A 24,450-nucleotide genomic window follows, 5' to 3' on the forward strand; every position below is an offset into this window, starting at 1 on the left:
TTTTGGCATAAATCAAGATTTAACAAAATATTCTGTTTAAGAATAAACTCAATAAGTTAAACAATAATTATATTTGTAAAAAGGGAAAAATTATGGCTAACCAAGTAAAAAAATCAAAATCGGTTTCCAAAATGGATATTCTTACATACTATATGGAATACGTTTTGGAGCATGAGGAAACACCTAAATCTGTATACAAATTTGCCAAAATTCATAAATTCAAAGAAGCAGAATTTTATAAGTTTTTCGGAAATTTCGATTCTTTAAGACATAATATCTGGGAAACTTTTTTCAAAAATGCACATGAACTGATGATGCAAAACGAAGAAGTTCAATCCTACGGCAGTCGAGAGAAAATGTTGACGTTTTTCTATACTTTTTTTGAAATTTTGACAGCCAACAGAAGTTATGTTTTGTACGTTTTAGACGAAAATGAACAAAACATGAAAAATCTTAAACAACTGAAAGGTTTGCGTTCTAACATCAAATCTTTTGCTACAGATTTAATTGAAGATGATAATGATGAAAAACAGTATGGTTTTCTGAAACGCAATGAGAAAATCTACTCAGAAGGTGCTTGGATTCAGTTTTTATTTTTATTGAAATTCTGGAAAGAAGATTCTTCGCCAGATTTTGAAAAAACTGATATCGCCATAGAAAAATCAGTCAATACTATTTTTGATGTGTTTGATAATACGCCACTCGAAAAGGTATTTGATTTTGGAAAGTTTCTCTATAAAGAAACAATGAAATAAATGAAAACATTAGATAAAATACCGACGGGTAAATTTAGTAGAACTTCAAAATTAATAGGTACGGGAACAAAAGTTGGTGCCAATTACTTGAAATACTATTCTAAAAAAGCCTTTAATTCTGAATTATCTAGAGATGAATTAGATGCTGAAAATGCATCTGATATTTACGATGGTCTAAAAAGCCTGAAAGGTAGCGCCTTGAAAGTTGCGCAAATGCTTTCTATGGAAAAGAGTTTGTTGCCGAGCGCTTATGTAGAAAAATTCAGTTTGGCTCAGTTTAGCGTGCCACCACTTTCGGCACCTTTAGTAAGAAAAACTTTTAAAAAATATAACGGAAAATATCCTGAAGAACTTTATGATACTTTCACCTCAGAATCTGTGAACGCTGCCAGTATAGGTCAGGTTCATAGAGCTGAAAAGAATGGGAAAAAACTTGCTGTGAAAATTCAATATCCAGGTGTAGCTGAAAGCATAAGTTCTGATTTAGCCATGGTTAAACCCGTGGCTACAAGGATGTTTAATCTCAAAGGTAAAGATTCAGAAAAATATTTCAAAGAAATTGAAGAGAAGCTGATTGAAGAAACAGATTATATTTTGGAAGTCGAGCAAAGTAAACGAATTTCTGAAGCTTGTAACCATATACCAAATCTGAAATTTCCTAAGTATTACAAAGATTTATCAAGTGAGCGAATCATCACGATGGATTGGATGCACGGTCAACATCTCAGTGAATTTGTAAAGAAAGATTTTTCTTCTGAAGTCGGGAATAAACTAGGTCAAGCACTTTGGAATTTTTATATGTTTCAATTTCACAAATTGAAAGAAGTTCATGCAGACCCACATCCTGGCAATTTTTTAGTAAATGACAAATATGAATTAATTGCTATTGACTTTGGATGTATCAAGAATATTCCAATGAAATTTTATACACCATATTTTGAACTCGCAGTACCTAAAAACATAAATGATCCTGAGTTTTTCTTAGAAAAGTTAAAAGAACTTGAAATTATAAGAGAAGATGATTCTGAAAGTGAAATAAAATATTTTTCGGCTTTATTTCATGAAATGTTGAGTCTATTCACAAGTCCTTTTCACAAAGAAACCTTTGATTTTGGTGATGAAAGATTTTGGTCACAAGTTTCAAATTTAAGTGAAAAGTACAGCAGTGATAAAGAATTGAGAAAAATGAATGGTAACCGAGGTAGCAAACATTTTTTATATATCAATCGTACATTTTTCGGTTTGTATAATTTATTACATGATTTGAAAGCTAAAGTTAACATTCACGACTATAAACAATATATGTAATTTTTTTGGTTAGGTTGGTTGGGAAAACGCTCTTTCATTTATTTTGAATAGGGCGTTTTCTTTTTGTCTTTATTTTACCAAATTCGCCATTATACGTATCTTGCAATAATAAATTCATAATACATGTATCATTCAAAAATATTAGGTTTAGGGAAATATGTTCCTGAAAACGTTGTCACCAATGAAGATTTGTCAAAGTTAATGACAACTAACGATGAATGGATTCAAGAACGTACCGGAATTAAGGAACGTCGACATATCAAAAAAGGTGATGGCAATTCTACTGCTGAAATGGGTTTCAAAGCCGCAAAACAAGCCATAGAACGTTCAGAAATTGACAAGAAAGACATCGATTTGATAGTTTTTGCCACCTTAAGTCCAGATTATTACTTCCCTGGCTGTGGAGTGCAAATTCAAGAAAAATTAGGCATTGACACTTGTCCAGCTTTAGATGTAAGAAACCAATGCAGCGGTTTTGTTTATGGCATTTCTGTTGCAGATCAATTTATCAAAACTGGAATGTACAAAAACGTTCTTGTTATTGGTAGTGAAAACCATAGTGGTGGTCTCGATATGACTGATAGAAGTCGTCATGTCTCTGTTATTTTTGGCGACGGTGCTGGTGCTGCAGTTTTGAGCAGAAGCAATGATGATTCAAAAATATTATCTACGCACCTGCATTCTGAAGGGAAATTTATAGACGAATTATCTCTTCGTGGACCTTCTACAGAATATTGGGTGCCAGAAATTATTGCTGACAATCCACAAGAAGATATTCCATATTATCCAAAAATGAATGGCCAATTGGTATTTAAAAATGCTATCGTAAGATTTTCTGAAGTTATAAACGAAGGCTTGCAACACAATAATTTAACCAAGGAAGACATTGATATGTTTATTCCGCATCAAGCTAATTTAAGAATTTCACAATACATTCAGCAGAAATTCCAGCTCAAAGATGAACAAGTTTATAATAATATTCAAAAGTACGGCAATACGACTGCTGCATCTATTCCAATTGCTTTGACGGAAGCTTGGGAAGATGGATTAATTCAAAGAGGAGATTTGGTGGTTTTGGCTGCCTTTGGAAGTGGTTTCACTTGGGGAAGTGTTATTATTCGCTGGTAACTTTATCGATATTAAAAAAAAATAAAAAAGCCTTGAAAATGATTTTTCAAGGCTTTTTAAGTATTAAATAAAATTATTTTAAGCTCTTACTTGTCCTTTTTCTTCAGCTTCAGTTTTGCTCAAATCGATTCCTTTTTTCTTTACAGTATCGAACATTACAGGTGTTGCAATAAATACTGATGAATATGTACCAACTACCACACCAATAATCAATGCAAACATAAATCCTCTGATGCTTTCACCTCCAAAGATAAATATAGCAACTAAAACAACCAAGGTTGTTAACGAGGTGTTGATTGTTCTACTAATTGTTGAACTTACTGCTAAATTAACAAGTTTGTCCATTTTCCATTTTGGATGTTCATTAAAAAATTCACGAATCCTATCGAAAACAACTACAGTATCATTCAGTGAGTAACCAATTACAGTTAAAATTGCTGCAATAAATGCTTGGTCTATTTCTAAACTGAATGGCATAATATTATACAATAAAGAGTAAAGTCCTAATAATATAACAACATCATGCACAACTGCAGCAACTGCACCTAGTGAAAACTGCCATCTTCTAAATCTAATTAAGATATATAAAAACACAACAATTAAAGAGCCAATAATGGCGTAATACGAAGCGGTTTTGATATCATCTGCAATGGTTGGACCAACTTTTATTGCTGATAACACTCCATATTCTTTGTCACTACTACTGTCACCTACTCTAAATTCTTGTAAAGTAAGTCCAGATGGTAACAAGTCCTGAAGTGAATTGTATAAAATTGATTGAATTTCATCGTCAACTTTAGTTCCTTCTTCTTCAATTTTATAATTTGTAGTAATTTTTAACTGATTAGAAGAACCATAAGTTTTAGCTTCAACACTTTCTAAATCTGAAAGCAACATACTTTCAACCTCAGTTGGATTAACTGGCTGTTCAAATCTAACAGTATAACTTCTACCACCAACAAAATCGACACCCTGATTCAAGCCTTTAGTTACTAAAGAGCCGACGCTTATCAAAATAGCAATTCCTGAAATGATGTAAGCAATTTTACGCTTGGTTAAGAAATTGATATTGACGTTTTGAAATAGATTCTTAGTCGCACCAGTTGAAAATGGTAAAGATTTTCCTTTTTTACCACCATTATCAATAAATAATCGCGTTAAGAAAATAGCACAAAATAAAGAGGTTACAATACCTATTAATAAAGTAGTAGCAAAACCTTTAATTGGTCCAGTTCCAAAAGTAAGTAAAATAATACCAGTCAAACCGGTTGTAATATTTGCATCTAGAATAGAAGATAATGCATTTCTGAAACCATCACTAATGGCCTCAACTTGTGTTTTTCCCTTTTGGATTTCCTCACGAATTCTCTCAAAAATAAGAACGTTTGCATCCACAGACATACCAATTGTTAAAACAATACCAGCAATACCAGGCAAAGTTAAAACTGCACCAAGTCCAGATAAAACGCCAAAAATGAAAAGTATATTCACGATCAAAGCTATATCGGCATACAATCCAGCTTTACCATAATACAAAACCATATAAATTAAAACGAAAATCAAAGCAATCACGAATGATAAAACTCCACTATCTATAGCTTCTTGTCCAAGGGAAGGTCCTATAATTTCACTTTGAACAATATCTGCTGAAGCTGGCAACTTACCAGCTCTAAGAACATTCGCTAAATCTTGCGCTTCCTGAACAGAAAATTGTCCTGTAATTTCACTTCTTCCTCCTGTAATAGCTCCAGAAGAAACACCAGGTGCTGAATATACTGTATTGTCTAAAACGATAGCAATTTGTGAACCTTGGGCAGAAGCTTTGCCTGTCATATCTTCCCAAATCTTAGAACCACGACCATCCATTTGCATACTTACAGCTATTCTTCCTCCTTGATCGAAAGTTTGCTGAGCATCTACAATTACAGAACCGTCTAATTGTGGTTCGTCGTTACGATTTCCTTTTAAGGCGTAAAGCTCAATAACTTCTGAATCTTTTGGTGGTTTTCCCCACACAAATTCTGCATATTTTTTATCAGAAGGCAATTGAGATTTCACTTGAGGCATAGACAAAAACTTATTGACCTTCGCAGTATCCTTGATTGCAAAATAAGCAATAACTGGACCTTGAGGCTGACCAGCTGATTGTACTAAGCTTAATAAAGGATTAGACTTAGAAAAATCTGTTTCATCAGCATCTTCCTCTTCTGCAGATAACAATGCTTCTAAATCTTCTTCATCGTCACTTTCAACATCAGTAGTATCTGTTTGGACTTCTCCATCAGTTTCTGTTTGCTCATCTTCTGTAATTTCACTGCTTTCTTCTGAAACTTTATCTGATTCAGATTTCATGTTTTCAGCAACAATAGCATCAGCTTTCACTAAGAAATCTGAAAATTCTGCAGCTTTGTAAACTTCCCAAAATTCAAGTTGAGCAGTACTTTGCAATAGATTTTGAATTCTTGAAATATCTTTAGCACCAGGCAGTTCAATTAAAATTCTACCAGAATTTCCAAGTCTTTGGATGTTTGGCTGAGTAACACCAAATTTATCGATCCGTTCTCTTAAAACTTCAAAAGCAGAAGTAATGCTTTCATCAATTTTTCTTTCGATTATTGGTTTGACTTGATTGTTTGCCATTTCAAAATCAACCTCGTCTGCCAAATCTTTAGTACCAAAAATATCCGGAGACGCTAATTTTGCACCTTCGATATCATCAAAAGCTTCAAAAAACAATTCAAGAAAACTATCTTGACTATTTTTTCTAGCTTCAGCTGCTTCTTGTATAGCTTGGTTGAATGCAGGATCCTTTGAGTCGTTAGCCAAATCTCTCAATAAATCGCTAACTGAAATTTGTAAAATAACGTTGATACCGCCTTTAAGGTCAAGACCCAGATTCAACTCTTTATTTTTAGCTGTGTTATAGTCAATTCCAGCAAAAATCGGTTGATCACCAATAGAGTCTAGGTAGGTTTCTACTTTGGCTGCTCTACGATCTGACGCATTTTCAACATCTTCTGAAATTTCTTGCGCTGCATAAGCTTCTGCTTCGTTTTCAACATCATTGGCTAAGTAGGTGAACGATAGTTGGTAAATACTTACCAATCCGAACAAAATAGCGAATAATTTGATTAGTCCTTTATTCTGCATTCTTTAAAGTATTAGTTTCTTGTTATAAAATCAGGCAAATATAGGTTTTCGATATAGAAATGGCAATATTTTTTTTAAAGATAATTTTAACCTTTTCAAAAAAATTTAAACATATACATTTAAACCCCAAAACCTAGTTACATTAAAAAAACCCGAATGCGATATTCGGGTTTTCAGCAATTATGATTTTTTATTACTCTAAAAGTCCATTAGTTTTTTTAACAGCTTCAGCACTTTCTTTCAATTTTGCTTTTTCGCTATAATCCAAATCTAATTCAACTATTTTTTCGATTCCATTTTTCCCAATAATTACGGGAACGCCAATACACAGGTCATTCAAACCGTATTCTCCGTTCAAAAATGTTGAACATGGAAACATTTTCTTTTGGTCACAAATAATGGATTGCACGAGTCCAGAAACTGCTGCACCTGGCGCATACCAAGCACTTGTCCCGAGTAGTTTTGTCAAAGTTGCTCCACCAACTTTAGTGTCTTCAGAAACTTTCTGAAGCCGCTCTTCTGATAAGAATTCTGAAACTCTTACACTATTTCTTGTCGCCAATCTTGTAAGTGGTAACATGCCAGTATCGCTATGTCCACCGATAACCATTCCATCAACATCTGAAGAAGGACATTCTAAAGCTTCACTTAATCTATATTTGAATCTAGCGCTATCTAAAGCACCGCCCATTCCAATAATTTTGTTTTGTGGCAAATCTAAAACTTGATGAGCCAAATATGTCATCGTATCCATCGGATTACTCACAACAATTAAAGTGACATCTGGTGAATGCTTGATTAATTCTGAAGCCACATCTTTTACAATTCCAGCGTTAATACCAATTAACTCTTCTCTGGTCATACCAGGTTTTCTTGGCACTCCCGAAGTAATGACAGCAACCTGACTATCGGCAGTTTTGCTATAATCTCCAGTTGTTCCAGTTATTTTAGTATCGAAACCATTCAAAGTAGCTGTTTGCATTAAATCCATAGCTTTACCTTCTGCAAAACCTTCTTTAATATCTAGCAATACTACTTCTGAAGCGAAATTTTTAATCGCAATATATTCTGCGCAACTTGCTCCAACTGCGCCTGCACCTACTACTGTAACTTTCATTTTAAATGATTTTTATAAATTAATATTCAATTATTATATTCCAAAGCTTATGCCTCCTGAAACCGTATTGAATTCTTGAAAACTGTAATCAACATGAATTCTGAAAAAACTCAATTTCAAGCGGGTGCCAAGTGTTGCTTTCATCCCAGAAATATCAGATTTCACTGAAAAGGGATTTTCAAGCGTTTGACCCGCGATGACGCCTTCATTAATTGTATAGTTTCCTAGTAAACTAGTTTCTGAACTTCCATTTACATAACCGATTCCACCATAAAAATTTATGACTTTAAATTTGGTTGAAGCAACTAATGAGTATAACCACGAATCAAGATCAGATTCAATTCTTTGGTTGCTACCTTGGACTAAATTATCTGGGTCTAAAGCATATCTACCATCAATTTTAGAATATCCTATTATTCCAGAAATTGCTACTGGTAAAGACTTTACACCTGGAATCCATTTTGAAAACTCATTTTGCAAACCGAAACCATACATTTTCAAATCTACATCTTCAGTATTAACTTCTGGCAAGAATCTAAATTTCACTTCAAAACCTGCCACCAAACCAACATTGGCTTGCACAAAAGCACTTGGCAAAGTACTGACTCCTTCGGAACCAATTCCTTGTGGCAATCTTAACATCACTTCCTCTTGATTTCCATTTTCATCCTGAAAAACAATATTCATATCAATATTAGGATTGTTTTGACCTAAAGAAGTTGCAACCATTTGAGAACTTGGTCCTGACTGGAATTCTAAAAAATTATAATCCGCGGTGTTCAGTTCAAAACTTCTACTTGAATCACCTATCATCGATGCATTTCCTGTGAATGACACTTCAAATTCGCCTAGTTTTTTTGCTTCACCAGAATTATACCATCCGCTACTTAAACTGTAAATCATAGCTTCTGTAGATGGTGAAAAATAAGATTGACTAAATTGTTGTGCATCTTCCAAACCTGCAGCCAACAAATCATTGACTCCTGTTTGTGAATAGCCAATCTGACTAAACAAAACCATTCCTAATACAAAAATTATTTTTTTCATAATATCAAGGTTTATGAGAATATTCAGTTTATTCCATTACGCATCGATATTGGCATAGACTGCATTCTGTTCTATAAATTCTCTACGTGGTGGCACTTCATCTCCCATTAGCATTGAGAATATTCTATCAGCTTCTGCCAAATCATCTATTGTAACCTGTCTTAAAATTCTAAATTCAGGATCCATAGTTGTGTCCCAAAGTTGTTCGGCGTTCATTTCACCAAGACCTTTGTATCGCTGAACCCCAACTGAAGTTTTGTATTCAGCGACAATTTCATTTCGTTCTTTTTCACTCCAAGCATATCGTTTTTTACTTCCTTTTTTAATTAAATACAAAGGAGGTGTTGCAATATAAATATGCCCAGCTTCAATAAGCTCTCTCATATATCTAAAGAAGAAAGTCAAAATAAGTGTTGCAATATGACTACCATCGACATCGGCATCACACATAATAATAACTTTATGATAACGAAGTTTTGATAAGTTCAAAGCTTTTGGATCATCTTCTGTTCCAATAGTAACTCCTAAAGCTGTATAAATGTTCTTGATTTCTTCGTTTTCAAAAACACGATGTTGCATGGCTTTTTCAACATTCAAGATTTTACCACGCAATGGTAGAATAGCTTGAAATTTACGGTCACGTCCTTGCTTTGCAGTTCCGCCCGCCGAGTCTCCCTCAACAAGAAAAACTTCGCAATCTTCAGGATTTTGTTCAGAACAATCTGAAAGTTTACCTGGTAAACCGCCACCGCTCATCACAGTTTTTCTTTGGACCATTTCACGTGCTTTTTTAGCAGCATGACGGGCTTGGGCTGCCAAAATCACTTTTTGAACGATGACTTTAGCATCGTTTGGATTTTCTTCCAAATAAATCTCCAACATTTCTGAAACAGCCTGGGAAACTGCAGAAGTTACTTCTCTGTTTCCTAACTTTGTTTTCGTTTGTCCTTCAAATTGCGGATGGGCAACTTTTACTGAAACAATTGCTGTTAAGCCTTCTCTAAAATCATCTCCTGTGATTTCAAATTTCAATTTATCTAAAAGTCCAGAACTGTCTGCGTATTTTTTCAATGTAGAAGTCAAACCTCTTCTAAAACCAGAAAGATGCGTTCCGCCTTCGTGCGTATTGATATTATTTACATAAGAATGTAGATTTTCGCCATAAGAATTGTTATAAACCATAGCGACTTCCACCGGAATTTCATTTTTTTCGCCTTCCATAGCGATGACTTCAGAAATAATTGGCTCTCTGTTGGCGTCGATAAAACGAATAAATTCTTTTAAACCTTCTTCTGAATAGAAATCGTTGCTTCTGTAATTTCCGTCTTCGTCTTTTTGACGTTTATCGATGATTGAAATCTTTATGCCTTTGTTCAAAAATGCAAGCTCGCGCAATCTTTTGGCTAAAGTTTCGTATTTGAATTCAACTGATTCTTGGAAAATTTCATAATCTGGTTTGAAAGTTATTTCAGTACCTTTCATTTCTGTTTCACCAGTAGACTTAACCGGGTAAAGCGCTTTACCACGTTTATATTCTTGCTCCCAGATTGTGCCATCTTTAAAGACTCTAGCATGTAAACTTATTGAAAGTGCATTTACAACCGAAACCCCAACACCGTGCAATCCACCAGAAACTTTATATGAATCTTTATCGAATTTACCACCTGCACCAATTTTAGTCATGACAACTTCTAGTGCAGAAACGCCTTCTTTTTTGTGTAAATCTATAGGAATTCCACGACCATTATCAGACGTGGTGATCGAACCATCTTCGTTGATGACGACGTCAATTTTGTCACAATATCCGCCCATGGCTTCATCTATAGAGTTATCTACAACTTCATAGACCAGATGATGTAATCCGCGTTCTCCGACATCACCTATATACATAGAAGGACGCATCCTTACGTGTTCCATTCCTTCTAAAGCCTGAATACTATCAGCTGAATAATTGTTCTTTTTGACTTCTTCGCTCATAAGTTTTTTATTAATAATCGACCAACAAATATAATGAAATGAATGAGTTTTAGAATCATTTTAAGACGTTTAAATCAATTTTAATTCATTATTTCAATTTTTGAGACTTTTCTATCATTTTTAAATTTTCTAAGGTTTAAATGTAAATCAAATAGTTTTCAAAGAATTAGGAACTCAAACTTGTATTGAAAATAAATTTAACATGCTTTAAAGATGAACTTAAAACTTATTCGACTAAAATTGTAAAAAAGAAAAGCATGAAACTGATTTATTTATTTTTAGGTATAATTTTAATATCAACGAGCGTCGATGCCCAAGAATTTAAAGATTTAGACAAAAGTCCGATGGATGCAGTCATTACCCGAAATGAAGATAATTCGCCTTTGGCAAGAATTATTTACAGCCGTCCTAAAAAGAAAAATAGAGAAATTTTTGGTAAACTTGTTCCTTACGGAGAAGTTTGGCGAACTGGTGCCAACGAAGCTACAGAAATTACTTTTTACGAAGATGTGCTTTTCAATGGAGAAAAAATAGACGCTGGCACTTACACTTTATTTACTATTCCTAATAAAAAACAATGGGAAATTATCATCAATGAGAAAATTAATACTTGGGGAACCAATTATGATGAAGATTTAGATGTGATAAGAACTAAAGTTGAAACAAGAAATACCGCAGCCACGGTTGAAGATTTTTCCATCACTTTCAAACCTAGAACTAATGGTTCAGATTTATTGATGGGTTGGGACGATGTTTTTATTCAAATTCCTATCACAAAAATTTAAATTCATAAAACATTAAAAAAGGGTGAATTTGCTATACTGAATTCACCCTTTTTTAATTTCAAATGACTTCTGAACTATTTCATAGATTCCAAAATTTCCTTAACGTCTTTCTCGGTTGTATCTGGATTGATAAAACAAAATCTAGCACAAGTTATACTTTCACTATTTTCCGTCCATTTTGTAGGGGTGACCAAGGCAAATCCACTGTCGTGATTTTTGTAAGTCCAGTCTCGATAGTCTTCGGCGTCCCATCCAATTCTGGTAAACAGCACACAAGATAAACCAGGTTCTCTAACTAATTCTACATGTGGCATTTGTTTGATTTGTTTGGCAGCGTTGTTTGCTAGAGACAAACCGCGCTCAATAGCTTGCGTGTAGCGTTCTGTGCCGTGCATTGCTAAAGAATACCAAAGCGGCAAACCTCTAAGTCGTCTAGTCAACTGAATTTGATAATCCGCGGGATTAAAACCTTGTGCGCCTTCATCTTTGAAAATATCTAAATAAGCACCTTTTTGTGAATGTGCATTTTTGGCAAGCTCCATATTTTTATAAATAATTGCACCACAATCGTAGGGAGAAAACATCCATTTGTGCGGATCTATCGTCACGCTGTCTGCTTTTTCGATACCATTGAATAAATGACGAACACTCGGTGCGGCTAAAGCACCACCACCATAAGCAGCGTCAACATGATACCATAAGTTTTCTTTTTCACAAATCTCTGCAATCTCCGCCAAATTGTCTATAATTCCTGCATTTGTGGTTCCTCCTGTTGCCACAACAGCAAACAATCGTTTTCTATCAAATTCACTTAAATTCTCAATAGATTTAGATAAATTTTTACCTGTCAATTTATGTTCGCCTTCATCTTCAACCAAAATAATATCCGCATCGATGACTTTTGCCATAGATTTCACGGAAGAATGTGCACCTTTGGAAGTAATAATCAATCCCTTCAAAGCATTATTTTCATCATTTAATGAACGCCAATATTCTCTTGCAGCTACAATTGCAGATAAATTAGCAGCTGTTCCGCCGCTGGTAAAGACGCCGAAAGCATCTTTTGGCAAACCCGTTAAATCCACCAACCATTTCATCGCTTGGTTTTCACAGAAAATTCCACCACCGCCAGTCATCCAATATGCACCATGGATACTAGAAGCTGAAGTGACCAAATCGAATAAAACCGCTGCTCGGGTTGGAGCTGCTGGCACAAAAGCCAAATGTCTTGGATGGTCTACTGGCACAGAAGCTTTGACTAAAATATCTCTGAATAATTGAAAAGCTTTTTCACCACCTATTCCCTCTTTGGTAACAGTTTCTCCGACTAATTTCAATAAATCTTCTTCTTTTTTTGGTTTGCCCAATTCTGGTGATGTGTTTGAAATTCTGCTAATCGCATATTTCATCACATCCAATGTCATTTCAACAGTTTCCAAATCTATGGCGTGCATACTTTTCATAGTGTTTTATTTTGAATGGTAAACGTTCAACTCCAAACAGGTGAATTCTAATTCTAATGGTTTTAAGTTTTCGAGTAACGTAGAAATCAGTTCATCACCAAAGTCCACATAAATTTCGCTGAAATTTAAATAACGCTCTTGCAAAAGTCCATTTGGAAATAACATTTCTTGAAGCTTCAATACTCTTGAATTTTCGTCGTGAAGTTTTTTCTTTTGGGCTTTCAGTAATCTTTTCTCTAGATTTTCAAGCCCATTGATTTGTTTTTGCTCTTGAGCAGCTACAGCGCCATAAAAAGATTCATCGGTTTGCTTAGCTATTTCAAAAAGGGATTCGAATTGCTTTTTCAAAAAATCCTTCTGATCTTCAAAATCTATATCTATTTTCGAAATCTTCTTGGTGTGTTTCGCTTCAAGTTTTGGAGGAGTCAGAAACAAATCTTTTATATTTAAATCGAGATTCTTCAGCTTTTTGGCAGTTTTGTCTGAATAAAGCAGAGCAGAATTTCGAAGTAAAAGAATTGGAAACAAAACGTTTTCAGCATCAAAATAAGACTTCAACTCCAGCCAATATGCCAATTCTCCACCTCCACCGATATAACAAAGATTAGGCAAAACCACTTCTTGATAAAGTGGACGTAAGGAAACATTAGGCGAAAATCTTTCAGGATATTTGTCAACCAAATCTAAAATTTCAGTTTCTGAATATTTCAATTCGGTATCCAAAACATAGTAATTTTCATCTTGTTTTACGATTCTAGCGCGCAAATTGTCTTTCATATAAAACAAATTGATTTCTCTCGGATTGACTTGCACCTTATAGCCTAAATCAGAGAGTTTATCGGATTGCTTTTGAATTTGGCTAAACGCTGTATGATATACCAAATCGTTTTTAATATGTGAAATAAAATTTTGTTTGAGTGATTTTTCATCGGCATCCAAAATCACCAATCCGTGTTTACCAAAAAGTTCATTGGCTAAAAATCTTGTTGCTTCGGCTAAAGTATCATGTTCTCGATATGTTTTGGTAAACAAGCCTTTCAAGTATTCAGCATGATCGCTGTTTCCAAAATCTGACTCAATTTTCTGGAATAATTCAGATATATTTTCTGTACTGAATTTACCGACAGCGCCTTCATCTGCGTCATTTTTCCAACGGTAAGTTTTTCTTTTAAAATGAAAAAAATTAATTTCATCAAAATCATGGTCTTCTGAAGCCATCCAATAGACCGGAACAAAATTGTAATCAGGATATTCAGATTTTAAAGTTTTAGCTAAATTGATTGTTGAAACTATTTTATATAAAAAATATAATGGTCCAGTGAACAAATTCAGCTGATGACCTGTAGTAATAGTAAAGGTTTTATCGTCATCAATATCCTCTATATGAGTTGATGTTAAAGACGAAGTCTCAACGTTTTGATATTGTTTTTTCAATACCTGAACTAAAGTTTCGCGTTGTGATTTTGAAAACTGTTTTTGTTTGGAATCTATCTGAGATTTGAAATTTTCTAAGTCTGGGAAATGACCGTAAAATTCTTCTAAATCTTTGTTTTTTTCAATATAATCATAAACTATATCTGAAAAATAATCCGTTGCGCGATAAGGTAAACAGTCAGCCATAATTTGAAATATTGAATATTTCAAAGATACATTTGTCAACTGTTTTTTCTACTAATTTTTAGTTAAAGACTTTTCACCAAAACAAAGACTTAGTCATTTAATAATTGAAGTTTAAATTCAATTCAAATAAAAAATACTATTTAAGACAATTAAAGAATATCAAGATTTTGGTTCGCCATACAAATCGAAATCTGCGGCGTCTATAATTTTTATTTGTGCGAAATCTCCGGTTTTTAAATAAAATTTTGAAGCATCGATTAGGACTTCATTATCCACATCTGGCGAATCGTATTCGGTTCTTCCGACAAAATAATTGCCTTCTTTGCGATCGATGACACATTTAAAAACTTTGCCAATTTTGTTCTGATTTAATTCCCAAGAAATTTGAGATTGAATTTCCATAATTTCATTGGCACGCTGGATTTTAACTTCTTCGGGCACGTCGTCTTCCAGATTATAGGCATGAGTATTTTCTTCATGAGAATAAGTGAAGCAACCTAATCTTTCAAACCTCATTTCTTGAACCCAAGATTTCAACTCTTGAAAATCTGCTTCGGTTTCACCTGGATAACCAACAATTAATGTTGTTCGAATTGCCATTTTTGGCACAATTTCTCTGAATTTATAAAGTAAATCCGTCGTTTTCTTGTGGTTTGTACCGCGACGCATAGATTTCAAAATATGATCGGAAATATGCTGAAGCGGAATATCGATATAATTACAAACTTTCGGTTCATCGCGAATGACATCTAAAACATCGACAGGAAACCCTGTTGGAAATGCATAATGTAAGCGAATCCATTCGATTCCTTCAACCTCAACCAAGGCTTTTAGCAGTTCTGCTAAATTTCTTTTTTTGTATAAATCTAAGCCGTAATAAGTCAAATCTTGGGCAATCAAAATCAATTCTTTGACGCCACTTGCTGCAAGTTTTTTTGCTTCGCTGACTAAATCTTCAATCGGTGTGGATTTGTGACCGCCTCGCATCAGCGGAATAGCACAAAACGAACATGGACGATCGCAACCTTCGGCAATTTTCAAAAAAGCGTAATTTTTTGGCGTTGTTGTTACGCGTTCTCCAAGTAATTCGTGCTTGTAATCTGCGCCTAAAGCTTTAAGTAAAGCTGGCAATTCTGTCGTGCCAAAATACTGGTCAACGTCTGGAATTTCTTTTTGTAAATCTGGCTTATAACGTTCAGATAAACAGCCGGTAACAAAAACTTTTTCAACTTCACCATCTTCTTTTTTCTGTACAAAATCTAAAATCGTGTTGATGGATTGTTCTTTGGCATTGTCTATAAATCCACAAGTATTAATTACAACAACATTACCTTCTTGCTCATGAACAACGTCCTTTTTGTTCGCTTTCAGTTGTCCCATTAAGACTTCGGAATCGTAGATATTTTTACTACAACCTAATGTAACAACGTTGATTTTATTTTTCTTTAATGATTTTGTACGCATGGAAAATTTATAAAATTTGTGTGCAAATATACAATCTAATGTCTGCTTAGAAGTTAATTATTTGATAACCAATCGGAGACTTGAAATATGAAGTTTTTTAGCTAAAGTTGTTCATGAAGCCAATTTGCTAAATCGGTTTCATAATAACGCAGGGCGGAGATCAAAATAATACTAAAGATGGGAAAAAACCAATTCACACTATTGTTTTTCAATAAATAAAAACCAATAAGTCCGAGAATTACTACAGGTAAAGCGATGAGTAAATTCGTCATCACCCAAGCACCTTGAAAAATAGCTGCTAATTTTAGAACAAGAAAAAAAGCGGCATAAATCACTATGATTTTGGTGAAAATCAACTTGTTTTTCTCTGATGTAAATGGTTTTGGTTTTTGTGCAGTCATTGAAATTATTTAGAAAAAAAAGAATCTACAAATTCATATTTATTGAACACCTGCAAATCATCAACACCTTCTCCAACGCCAATATATTTTACAGGAATCTTGAATTGATCGCTAATACCGATAACAACGCCTCCTTTTGCTGTACCATCTAGTTTTGTAATCGCTAAAGCTGTGACTTCTGTCGCTGCCGTAAATTGTTTAGCTTGTTCGAAAGCATTTTGTCCAGTGGAACCGTCTAGAACCAAAAGCACCTCATCTGGTACATTTGGTGTTACTTTTTGCATGACACGTTTTATTTTGGACAATTCGTTCATCAAATTAACTTTATTATGAAGTCGTCCTGCCGTGTCGATAATAACTACATCAGCATCTTGCTTCATAGCGCTTTGTACAGTATCAAAAGCTACAGAAGCCGGATCGCTACCCATTTTTTGTTTGACGATTGGAATATCTACGCGATCTGCCCAAATTTGTAACTGGTCAATCGCTGCAGCTCGGAAAGTATCGCCAGCACCAAGGATTACCTTTTTACCTTTATTTTTATATTGTTTTGCAAGTTTACCAATGGTTGTGGTTTTGCCCACACCATTAACGCCAACAACCATAATTACATAAGGTTTTTTACCTTCAGGAATTTCTAAAGTTTCTAATTCACCATGTTCAGATTCGCTAAGTAATCCGGCGATTTCTTCACGCAAAATAGTATTGAGTTCATCTGTACCTAGGTATTTATCACGAGCAACGCGAGCTTCAATTCTATCGATAATTTTTATAGTCGTGGCTACACCAACATCGCTAGAAACAAGTACATCCTCCAAATCGTCGAGTACGGATTCGTCGACTTTGGATTTGCCTGCAACTGCTTTACTTAGCTTACCAAAAAAATTAGATTTGGATTTCTCTAAACCCTCGTCTAATTTCTCTTTTTTTTCTTTAGAAAATATTTTTTTAAAAAGACCCATCGTATAAAGTTATAGCACTCAAAAATTAAATTAAAAATAAAATTGAGCACAAAGATAATCAAAAACAAAAAGCCGTCACGAATATCGAGACGGCATTGTGTATAATAAGATGTTTGCTACTACTTTTTATTAAAATAATCATTCACTTCATCCGGAGCCATAATTTTTTCATCAAAAACATAAGCGCCGCTTTTCTGTGATTTCACCATTTTGATAGCTTTTGTAAGCCTTTTGGTTCCTGTTTGTATCGATGCAACTGATTTCTTTGCCATAACTTATTTAATTTCTTTGTGAACAGTCATTTTCTTCATGATTGGATTGAACTTTTTAAGCTCTAATCTATCAGGAGTGTTTCGTTTGTTCTTAGTTGTAATATATCTTGAAGTTCCTGGAAGCCCAGATTCTTTATGCTCTGTGCACTCCATAATTACTTGAACTCTATTGCCTTTCTTTGCCATAATATAAATGCTTTATAATCTCTATTTTGTCAAGAATCCTTTTGCACGTGCTTCTTTCAAAACAGCATGAATTCCTTTTTTATTGATGGTTTTCAAAATAGACGTAGACACTTTTAGAGTAATCCATTTATCCTCTTCTGGGATATAGAATCTTTTTTTAACCAAGTTAACGCTAAATTTACGTCTAGTTCTATTCAATGCATGGGAAACATTATTTCCGGACATCGCTCTTTTTCCAGTAAGCTCACAAACTCTTGACATTATATATACTTTTATATGTTATTAAAAACAGGATGCAAATTAACGACATTTTTCCGAATTAGACAAAAGGATTTTAATAGATTTTTAATTTTTTAAAATCGCTGAATAAACTAGCTCTAAAGCTTTGTTTACAGCCTTTTGCGTGACACGTTCTCTGTGTTTTCCAAAATTAAATTCAAAAACTTTTGTCTTTTTAGGATCAGCGATAGCAATAAAGACTGTTCCTATTTCAGCATCGCTATCTCCTTTAGTTGGACCCGCATTACCTGTGGTTGCAATAGCAAAGTCAGCATGAAACATTTTCTGAACACGGTTTGCCATAGCCTCTGTAATTTCAGCACTGACAACAGAATATTTTTGAATAACCTCTTCTGGTATTTTCAGAACATCATTTTTCGCAGAGGTTGCATAACTAACTATTGAACCTTTAAAATAGGCTGAAGCACCTGGTATTTCTGTGAATTTTGACGCCAATCGACCTCCTGTGCAACTTTCTGCGGTAGCTAAACTGAAATTCTTATCAGTAAATAATTTTGCAATCCGCTCCTCTAAAGTCAATTCATCTTCGTAACCCTTAATAATGTCGCCGATAATTTCATTCAAAGTAGTAACAGCATCTTGCAGCGCATCCTTTAAAACCTGTTCATCTTCTCCCCTAGCACTGAGTCGCAATCTAACTCGACCTAAACTTGGCAAATATGCTAATTTGATAAATTTTGGTAAAGTGTTTTCCCAATCTTCAATACGTTCTGCAATGGCACTTTCGCCTAAACCATAAGTCAATACCGTTTTATGTATAATATAAGGAGTGTGAAACCTGTCTTGCAATCTTGGCAAAACCTGACCGGTCAAAATAGATTTCATTTCATAAGGCACGCCTGGCATAGATACATAAACGACATCTTGCACTTCAAACCACATTCCTGGAGCCGTTCCGTACTCATTGAACAATGTAATCGCTTTAGACGGTATGAATGCTTGAGATTTGTTAGCTTCCAAAATTGGAGTATCAACATATTTTTCAAAAATATCTTCAATATGGCTCAAAACTTTTTTGTCCAAAACCATTTCATCATTGAAGTATTCGCAAAATGTATGCTTAGTAATATCGTCTTTGGTAGGACCCAAACCGCCAGTTACAATAACAATATCTACGCGTTTTGAAGCAGCTTCTAAAGATTTAAGAATGTGATCTTTCTCATCTTGAATAGATGTAATTTGATAAACATCAATTCCGATTTTATTCAATTGCTTGGCTATAAATGCGGAATTGGTGTCGATAATTTGCCCGATAAGGATTTCATCACCAATTGTTATTATTTCTGCTTTCATCGGTTATTTTACGTTTACTGTAAATATTTGTTCATTTTCAATAAAACCATTCAAAACGTCATTAGGTTCAACTTTTCCAACTCCAGCAGGTGTTCCTGTAAAAATAATATCGCCTATTTTTAGAGTGAAGAATTGAGAAACATAAGCTATGATTTCATCTATTTTCCATAGCATTTCAGACGTATTTCCATTTTGAACAATCTCAGAATTTCGTTCTAGCCTAAAATTCAATTGATTTAAATTTTCGATTTCAGACTTATCAAGCCATTTACTTCCAAGCAAAGTTGCCCCGTCAAAACCCTTTGCTTTTTCCCAGGGTAATCCCGCTGCTTTGAGTTTAGATTGAAGATCTCTTGCAGTAAAATCGATTCCCAAACCAATTTCATCATAATATGTATTGGCAAATTTTTCTTGAATATGCTTACCTACTTTTTTAATTTTGACTAAAACCTCAACTTCATAGTTGATTTCATTTGAAAAAGCAGGCATTACAAAAGCTTGATTTTTTGGCAGTATCGACGAATCTGGTTTCAAAAAAACTACTGGCGATTCGGGTTTTTCATTTTGAAGTTCTGAAATATGACTGGCGTAGTTTCTACCAATACAGATGATTTTCATTTGGAAATTATTTTGTGGCTAATTTTCTTAATTTTATCGCAGTTAGAATTTTTTTGGTATAAAGTGGAAAATCAGCATTTTGAATCCACCCAAAATAACCAGGTTCTTTCTCTAATACTTCCTCAACTTTTTTACCTTTAAATTTTCCAAATGAAAAAACTTCTTCATCTTTTTTATTTAAAACAATAAAACCTGCTAAATCTGCAAATTTCTTGTGGGCACTAAAAGTAGACAACCATTTTGTGTCATTTTCTAAATCTTCGTACCTATCGAGTTGAGATTTCAAAACTTCATAGGTTGCATTGGTATCGGCTTCGGCACTGTGCGCGTTAGTCAAATCTTTATCGCAATAGAATTTATAGGCCGCTTCCAAAGTTCGTTTTTCCTTTTTATGAAAAATAGTTTGTACGTCTATGGCATTCACTTTTTTAAGATCGAAATCTATACCAGCACGTAGCATTTCTTCAGCCAACAAAGGGATATCGAAACGGTTACTATTATAACCGCCCAAATCGCAACCCTTTATCATTTGATTTATTTTTGGAGCTAAAATTTCAAATTTTGGTTCATTAACAACATCCTCATCACTTATACCATGAATTGCTGTGGTTTCTGGCGGAATTGGAATTCCTGGATTCACTTTCCAAGTGTAACTTTCTTTATTGTTATTTTCAAAAACCTTCAAAATTGAAATTTCAACTATTCGGTCTTTAGATATATTTGTGCCTGTTGTTTCTAAGTCGAAGAAACAAATTGGTCTTGTGAGATTCAATTCCATGAGAAAAATTTTAGTTGCAAAGTTATCATTTGAAAACTTGTAAAACGAATAAGTGAAAAAATTTGATTTGATTTTTGCCGAAATATGTATAATTCAGAAAAATACCTGATTCATTTAAAAATTCGAAAAAAATAATTAATTTTCCACATCACTTTATAACTAAAAAGAATGCAATTGAAATTTGTATCCTATATGAGCAGTCAAACACAAGTGATGACGAAGCAAAATATAGAAGATTTTTTATTTAAAATTAGAGAGAAAAATAAACGGATTGCCATCACTGGAATTTTATTATTGATTCAAGGCAAATTCGTTCAATACATCGAAGGTCCTGCGGAAGAAATTGATGGAATATATGATATTATAAAGAACGATAAACGCCATAATAATATGATTCTTCTTGACTCAGGAACTCTTGATGAGCGACAATTCAAAAACTGGTCGATGGCTTACAAAGAAGTTGGCGATGCGCAAATCAAGCAAATTGTCGGAAACCAGGATTTGAATCTTGAGGGTGCTTTTCTTGAAAATAAAAATTTAGAAAAACACCCTGTTTTGAAAGTGTTGTATGATTTTATAAAGACGCTATCAAGCTAAAAACCTCGATATTTTCAAGATATCGAGGTTTTTATTAAATTTCAATTATATAAATTTTAGACTTTCCTTAAAATTGCAGCTTCAGCTTTAGTAACAATATTTTCAGCATTCAATCCATATTTTTCCATGAGTTCTGCTGGTGTTCCACTTTCACCAAAAGTATCTTGTGTTGCCACAAATTCTTGAGGCGTTGGCTCACTTTGTGCTAAAGTTCTAGCTACACTTTCACCTAAACCACCAAGGAAATTATGCTCTTCTGCAGTTACTACGCATTTTGTTTTTCTAACGGATTTCAAAATTGCTTTTTCATCCAAAGGTTTAATCGTGTGAATATTTATAACCTCTGCTGAAATACCTTTTTCATCTAGAATTTTAGCCGCTTCCAAAGCTTCCCAAACCAAATGTCCAGTTGCTACAATTGTAACGTCATTACCCTCGGTAAGATTAACTGCTTTACCGATTTCAAATTTCTGATTTTCGGGTGTAAAATTTGCAACTTTCGGACGTCCAAATCTTAAATACACTGGACCATCGTGTTCGGCAATAGCTATTGTTGCAGCTTTGGTTTGATTATAATCACAGGTATTGATCACAGTCATTCCCGGCAACATTTTCATGAGACCTAAATCTTCTAAAATTTGATGAGTTGCTCCATCTTCTCCTAAAGTTAAACCAGCGTGAGAAGCACAGATTTTTACATTTTTACCAGAATAAGCTACAGATTGACGAATTTGATCATAAACACGTCCAGTTGAAAAGTTAGCAAAAGTTCCTGTGAATGGAATTTTTCCCCCAATCGTCATTCCAGCAGCGATACCAATCATATTTGCTTCCGCAATACCAATTTGAAAAAACCGATCGGGATGATTTTTCTTAAACTCATCCATTTTTAAAGATCCAGTTAAATCTGCACAAAGTGCCAAGACATCTGGGTTAGTTTTACCGAGTTCTGCTAAACCAGCACCAAAACCTGATCTTGTGTCGATATTCCCGGAGTTTGTATATGTTTTCATAAAATGTTTTGCTTTTGTCGTTTTTTTAGATGTTTTCTAGTAATCGCCTAGAGTTTCAGGATTTTGTGCCAATGCACTTTCCAATTGTTCATCGTTCGGCGCTTTACCATGCCAAGCATGTGTTCCCATCATATAATCTACACCATTACCCATTTCGGTTTCCATAATAATAACGATAGGTTGATTCTGACCTGTAAGATTTTTAGCTTCTTCTAATTTTGCTTTGATTGCTTCTAAATCATTCCCTTCTTTTAACTCTAAAACTTTCCAATCAAAAGCTTCAAATTTTGCTTTTAAATTTCCAAGTGGCAATACATCATCGGTTGCACCATCGATTTGTTTTTTGTTGTAATCTATGGTAGCGATAATGTTATCCAATCCGTTACTACCAGCGTATAAAATTGCCTCCCAGTTTTGACCTTCTTGCAGCTCACCATCACCGTGTAATGTATAGATCAAATGTTCATCATCATTTTGCTTTTTAGTTAAAGCTGCGCCAATAGCGACAGACAAACCTTGGCCTAAAGATCCTGAGGCTATTCTGATACCTGGCAAACCCTCGTGAGTAGTTGGGTGACCTTGTAATCTTGAATTGATTTTTCTGAATGTACGCAATTCTTCCACTGGAAAAAAACCAGATCTGGCTAAAACGCTATAAAAAACAGGAGAAATATGACCGTTGGACAAAAAGAAAATATCTTCATTTTTTCCGTCCATATCGAAATCTGTGGAGTAATCCATCACTTCTTGGTAAAGTACAGAGAAAAATTCTGCACATCCAAGCGATCCTCCCGGATGACCAGAATTGACTTGATGTACTTGACGCAAAATATCACGTCTGACTTGGGTTACAAAATCTTGGAGTTGTTGTGTTGTTGACATTATTTAAATTTAAGATTTAAAAGTTCGACAAAAGTAGCGATTTTATTGCAATTTTTTGAAGTCAAATTGGTGTCTTCGGCATCAAAAAAAAGAATTATTTTTAAATTTCATTTCAGAAAAATAAAATTCGACAAGAATTAGTAAAGGCTTTATTTAATTTCAGTTTAAGTATCTTTGCCGGCTATTGAAATTGATATGAAATTCGAATTACTAAAAACCGACCCAAACTCCAAGGCTAGAGTCGGAAAAATCACAACAGATCACGGCGTGATCGAAACACCAATTTTTATGCCTGTGGGAACTATTGCCACAGTAAAAGGTGTTCACCAACGTGAGTTGAAAGAAGAAATTAACCCAGATATTATTTTAGGAAATACCTATCATTTATATTTAAGACCTGGTACAGGTATTTTAAAAAAAGCTGGTGGTTTGCACAAATTCATGAATTGGGATCGGAATATTCTAACCGATTCTGGCGGGTATCAAGTCTATTCACTTTCTGCCAATAGAAAAATCAAAGAAGAAGGCGTTAAATTCAAATCTCATATCGATGGCTCAACGCATTTATTCACTCCAGAAAAAGCTGTTGACATCCAGCGTGAAATTGGCGCTGACATCATCATGGCTTTTGACGAATGCACACCATATCCATGCTATTATAAATATGCGCAACGCTCCATGCACATGACGCATCGTTGGTTGGAACGTTGTATGACGCACATGCAAAATACACAACCTTTATACGGCCACAGTCAAACTTTATTTCCGATTGTTCAGGGCAGTACTTATAAAGATTTGAGAGAACAATCTGCAGAATATATTGCTAATGTAGGTGCTGAAGGCAATGCAATTGGCGGCTTGTCTGTTGGTGAACCTGATGATGAAATGTACGCTATGACTGAAGTTGTCAATGCAATTTTACCAGAAGACAAACCACGTTATCTGATGGGAGTTGGCACTCCGATAAATTTACTTGAAAATATTGCACTTGGCGTTGACATGTTTGATTGTGTGATGCCAACTAGAAATGCAAGAAACGGAATGCTTTTTACCTCTGAAGGCACCATTAATATCAAAAACAAAAAATGGGAAGATGACTTTTCTGTGATAGATTCTGCTGCCAATACTTGGGTTGACACCGAATATACCAAAGCATACTTAAAGCATCTTTTTAGCGTTAAAGAATTATTAGGAAAACAAATTGCTACAATTCATAATTTAGGTTTTTATTTATGGTTAGTTAGAGAAGCCAGAAAGCAAATTCAAGAAGGAACGTTTAGACCTTGGAAGGATGAAATGGTAAGAAAAATGGCAACTCGACTTTAAATTTTAGG

The 24,450-nt window shown here is 34.4% G+C and carries 23 protein-coding genes; 6 read left to right on the top strand and 17 right to left on the bottom strand.

Annotated features, from left to right (window positions below; all coding sequences use genetic code 11):
• Positions 1–92 precede the first annotated feature (92 nt).
• From EIG86_RS12110 to EIG86_RS12120, 3 genes are all read left to right on the top strand, one after another.
• Positions 93–755, top strand: a complete 663-nt coding sequence (locus EIG86_RS12110; RefSeq protein ID WP_127846443.1) for a TetR family transcriptional regulator C-terminal domain-containing protein — start codon at positions 93–95, stop codon at positions 753–755.
• A complete protein-coding gene (locus EIG86_RS12115) occupies positions 756–2,063 on the top strand; it encodes an ABC1 kinase family protein (RefSeq protein WP_127846444.1) in 1,308 nt (435 codons plus the stop codon).
• A 123-nt stretch (positions 2,064–2,186) separates the two neighbouring features.
• Complete coding sequence (locus EIG86_RS12120; RefSeq protein WP_127846445.1) at positions 2,187–3,191, top strand: 3-oxoacyl-ACP synthase III family protein; 1,005 nt, start codon at positions 2,187–2,189, stop codon at positions 3,189–3,191.
• Positions 3,192–3,269: 78 nt separating this feature from the next.
• Here EIG86_RS12120 and secDF read toward each other — a convergent pair whose 3' ends face one another.
• From secDF to gyrB, 4 genes are all read right to left on the bottom strand, one after another.
• On the bottom strand, positions 3,270–6,341 hold the full coding sequence (secDF, locus tag EIG86_RS12125; RefSeq protein WP_127846446.1) for a protein translocase subunit SecDF: 3,072 nt from the start codon (positions 6,339–6,341) through the stop codon (positions 3,270–3,272).
• 193 nt (positions 6,342–6,534) lie between these two features.
• On the bottom strand, positions 6,535–7,458 hold the full coding sequence (locus EIG86_RS12130) for a malate dehydrogenase (protein ID WP_127846447.1): 924 nt from the start codon (positions 7,456–7,458) through the stop codon (positions 6,535–6,537).
• A gap of 33 nt (positions 7,459–7,491) precedes the next feature.
• Entirely contained in the window at positions 7,492–8,505 is a 1,014-nt protein-coding gene (locus tag EIG86_RS12135; protein ID WP_127846448.1) for a DUF6588 family protein, read from the bottom strand.
• Between the two features lie 36 nt (positions 8,506–8,541).
• Positions 8,542–10,482, bottom strand: a complete 1,941-nt coding sequence (gene gyrB / locus EIG86_RS12140; protein ID WP_127846449.1) for a DNA topoisomerase (ATP-hydrolyzing) subunit B — start codon at positions 10,480–10,482, stop codon at positions 8,542–8,544.
• Positions 10,483–10,739: 257 nt separating this feature from the next.
• On the opposite strand from gyrB, the gene EIG86_RS12145 reads away from it, so the two are divergent.
• Entirely contained in the window at positions 10,740–11,267 is a 528-nt protein-coding gene (locus tag EIG86_RS12145; protein ID WP_127846450.1) for a DUF2911 domain-containing protein, read from the top strand.
• Positions 11,268–11,341: 74 nt separating this feature from the next.
• Here EIG86_RS12145 and EIG86_RS12150 read toward each other — a convergent pair whose 3' ends face one another.
• The 11 genes from EIG86_RS12150 to EIG86_RS12200 form a co-directional block, all read right to left on the bottom strand.
• Positions 11,342–12,730 (bottom strand): pyridoxal phosphate-dependent decarboxylase family protein, encoded by a 1,389-nt coding sequence (locus EIG86_RS12150; RefSeq protein ID WP_127846451.1) that lies wholly within the window; start codon positions 12,728–12,730, stop codon positions 11,342–11,344.
• Between the two features lie 6 nt (positions 12,731–12,736).
• Complete coding sequence (bshC, locus tag EIG86_RS12155; RefSeq protein ID WP_127846452.1) at positions 12,737–14,350, bottom strand: bacillithiol biosynthesis cysteine-adding enzyme BshC; 1,614 nt, start codon at positions 14,348–14,350, stop codon at positions 12,737–12,739.
• Positions 14,351–14,509: 159 nt separating this feature from the next.
• Positions 14,510–15,814, bottom strand: coding sequence for a 30S ribosomal protein S12 methylthiotransferase RimO (gene rimO, locus EIG86_RS12160; protein ID WP_127846453.1), 1,305 nt, complete (start codon positions 15,812–15,814; stop codon positions 14,510–14,512).
• Positions 15,815–15,915: 101 nt separating this feature from the next.
• Positions 15,916–16,215 carry a hypothetical protein gene (locus EIG86_RS12165; protein WP_127846454.1) on the bottom strand — a complete coding sequence of 100 codons (300 nt, stop codon included), beginning with the start codon at positions 16,213–16,215 and terminating at the stop codon, positions 15,916–15,918.
• A 5-nt stretch (positions 16,216–16,220) separates the two neighbouring features.
• The gene (gene ftsY / locus EIG86_RS12170; RefSeq protein WP_127846455.1) at positions 16,221–17,177 is read right to left on the bottom strand and encodes a signal recognition particle-docking protein FtsY; all 957 of its coding nucleotides are present in this window, start codon (positions 17,175–17,177) and stop codon (positions 16,221–16,223) included.
• Between the two features lie 119 nt (positions 17,178–17,296).
• Complete coding sequence (locus tag EIG86_RS12175) at positions 17,297–17,449, bottom strand: DUF4295 domain-containing protein (RefSeq protein WP_127846456.1); 153 nt, start codon at positions 17,447–17,449, stop codon at positions 17,297–17,299.
• Between the two features lie 3 nt (positions 17,450–17,452).
• The gene (gene rpmG, locus EIG86_RS12180) at positions 17,453–17,635 is read right to left on the bottom strand and encodes a 50S ribosomal protein L33 (protein ID WP_003440979.1); all 183 of its coding nucleotides are present in this window, start codon (positions 17,633–17,635) and stop codon (positions 17,453–17,455) included.
• A gap of 21 nt (positions 17,636–17,656) precedes the next feature.
• Positions 17,657–17,896 (bottom strand): 50S ribosomal protein L28, encoded by a 240-nt coding sequence (rpmB, locus tag EIG86_RS12185; RefSeq protein ID WP_127846457.1) that lies wholly within the window; start codon positions 17,894–17,896, stop codon positions 17,657–17,659.
• Between the two features lie 84 nt (positions 17,897–17,980).
• On the bottom strand, positions 17,981–19,228 hold the full coding sequence (locus EIG86_RS12190; protein ID WP_127846458.1) for a competence/damage-inducible protein A: 1,248 nt from the start codon (positions 19,226–19,228) through the stop codon (positions 17,981–17,983).
• 3 nt (positions 19,229–19,231) lie between these two features.
• Positions 19,232–19,846, bottom strand: coding sequence for a fumarylacetoacetate hydrolase family protein (locus tag EIG86_RS12195; protein WP_127846459.1), 615 nt, complete (start codon positions 19,844–19,846; stop codon positions 19,232–19,234).
• Between the two features lie 7 nt (positions 19,847–19,853).
• Positions 19,854–20,624, bottom strand: coding sequence for a 3'-5' exonuclease (locus EIG86_RS12200; RefSeq protein WP_127846460.1), 771 nt, complete (start codon positions 20,622–20,624; stop codon positions 19,854–19,856).
• 168 nt (positions 20,625–20,792) lie between these two features.
• Here EIG86_RS12200 and EIG86_RS12205 point away from each other — a divergent pair, with 168 nt between their 5' ends.
• Positions 20,793–21,221, top strand: coding sequence for a BLUF domain-containing protein (locus tag EIG86_RS12205; RefSeq protein ID WP_127846461.1), 429 nt, complete (start codon positions 20,793–20,795; stop codon positions 21,219–21,221).
• 56 nt (positions 21,222–21,277) lie between these two features.
• On the opposite strand, the gene EIG86_RS12210 is transcribed toward EIG86_RS12205, so the two are convergent.
• Together EIG86_RS12210 and EIG86_RS12215 are read right to left on the bottom strand one after the other, a co-directional pair.
• Positions 21,278–22,234, bottom strand: a complete 957-nt coding sequence (locus tag EIG86_RS12210) for a transketolase family protein (RefSeq protein ID WP_127846462.1) — start codon at positions 22,232–22,234, stop codon at positions 21,278–21,280.
• Between the two features lie 36 nt (positions 22,235–22,270).
• Positions 22,271–23,116, bottom strand: coding sequence for a transketolase (locus EIG86_RS12215; RefSeq protein ID WP_127846463.1), 846 nt, complete (start codon positions 23,114–23,116; stop codon positions 22,271–22,273).
• A 195-nt stretch (positions 23,117–23,311) separates the two neighbouring features.
• Between EIG86_RS12215 and tgt the strand changes: the two genes are divergently transcribed.
• Positions 23,312–24,442, top strand: coding sequence for a tRNA guanosine(34) transglycosylase Tgt (tgt, locus tag EIG86_RS12220; RefSeq protein ID WP_127846464.1), 1,131 nt, complete (start codon positions 23,312–23,314; stop codon positions 24,440–24,442).
• The last annotated feature ends 8 nt before the right edge of the window (positions 24,443–24,450 follow it).

Origin of the sequence: Psychroflexus aestuariivivens (genome assembly GCF_004010055.1) — a bacterium.
In the GTDB taxonomy this organism is placed as follows: domain Bacteria; phylum Bacteroidota; class Bacteroidia; order Flavobacteriales; family Flavobacteriaceae; genus Psychroflexus; species Psychroflexus aestuariivivens.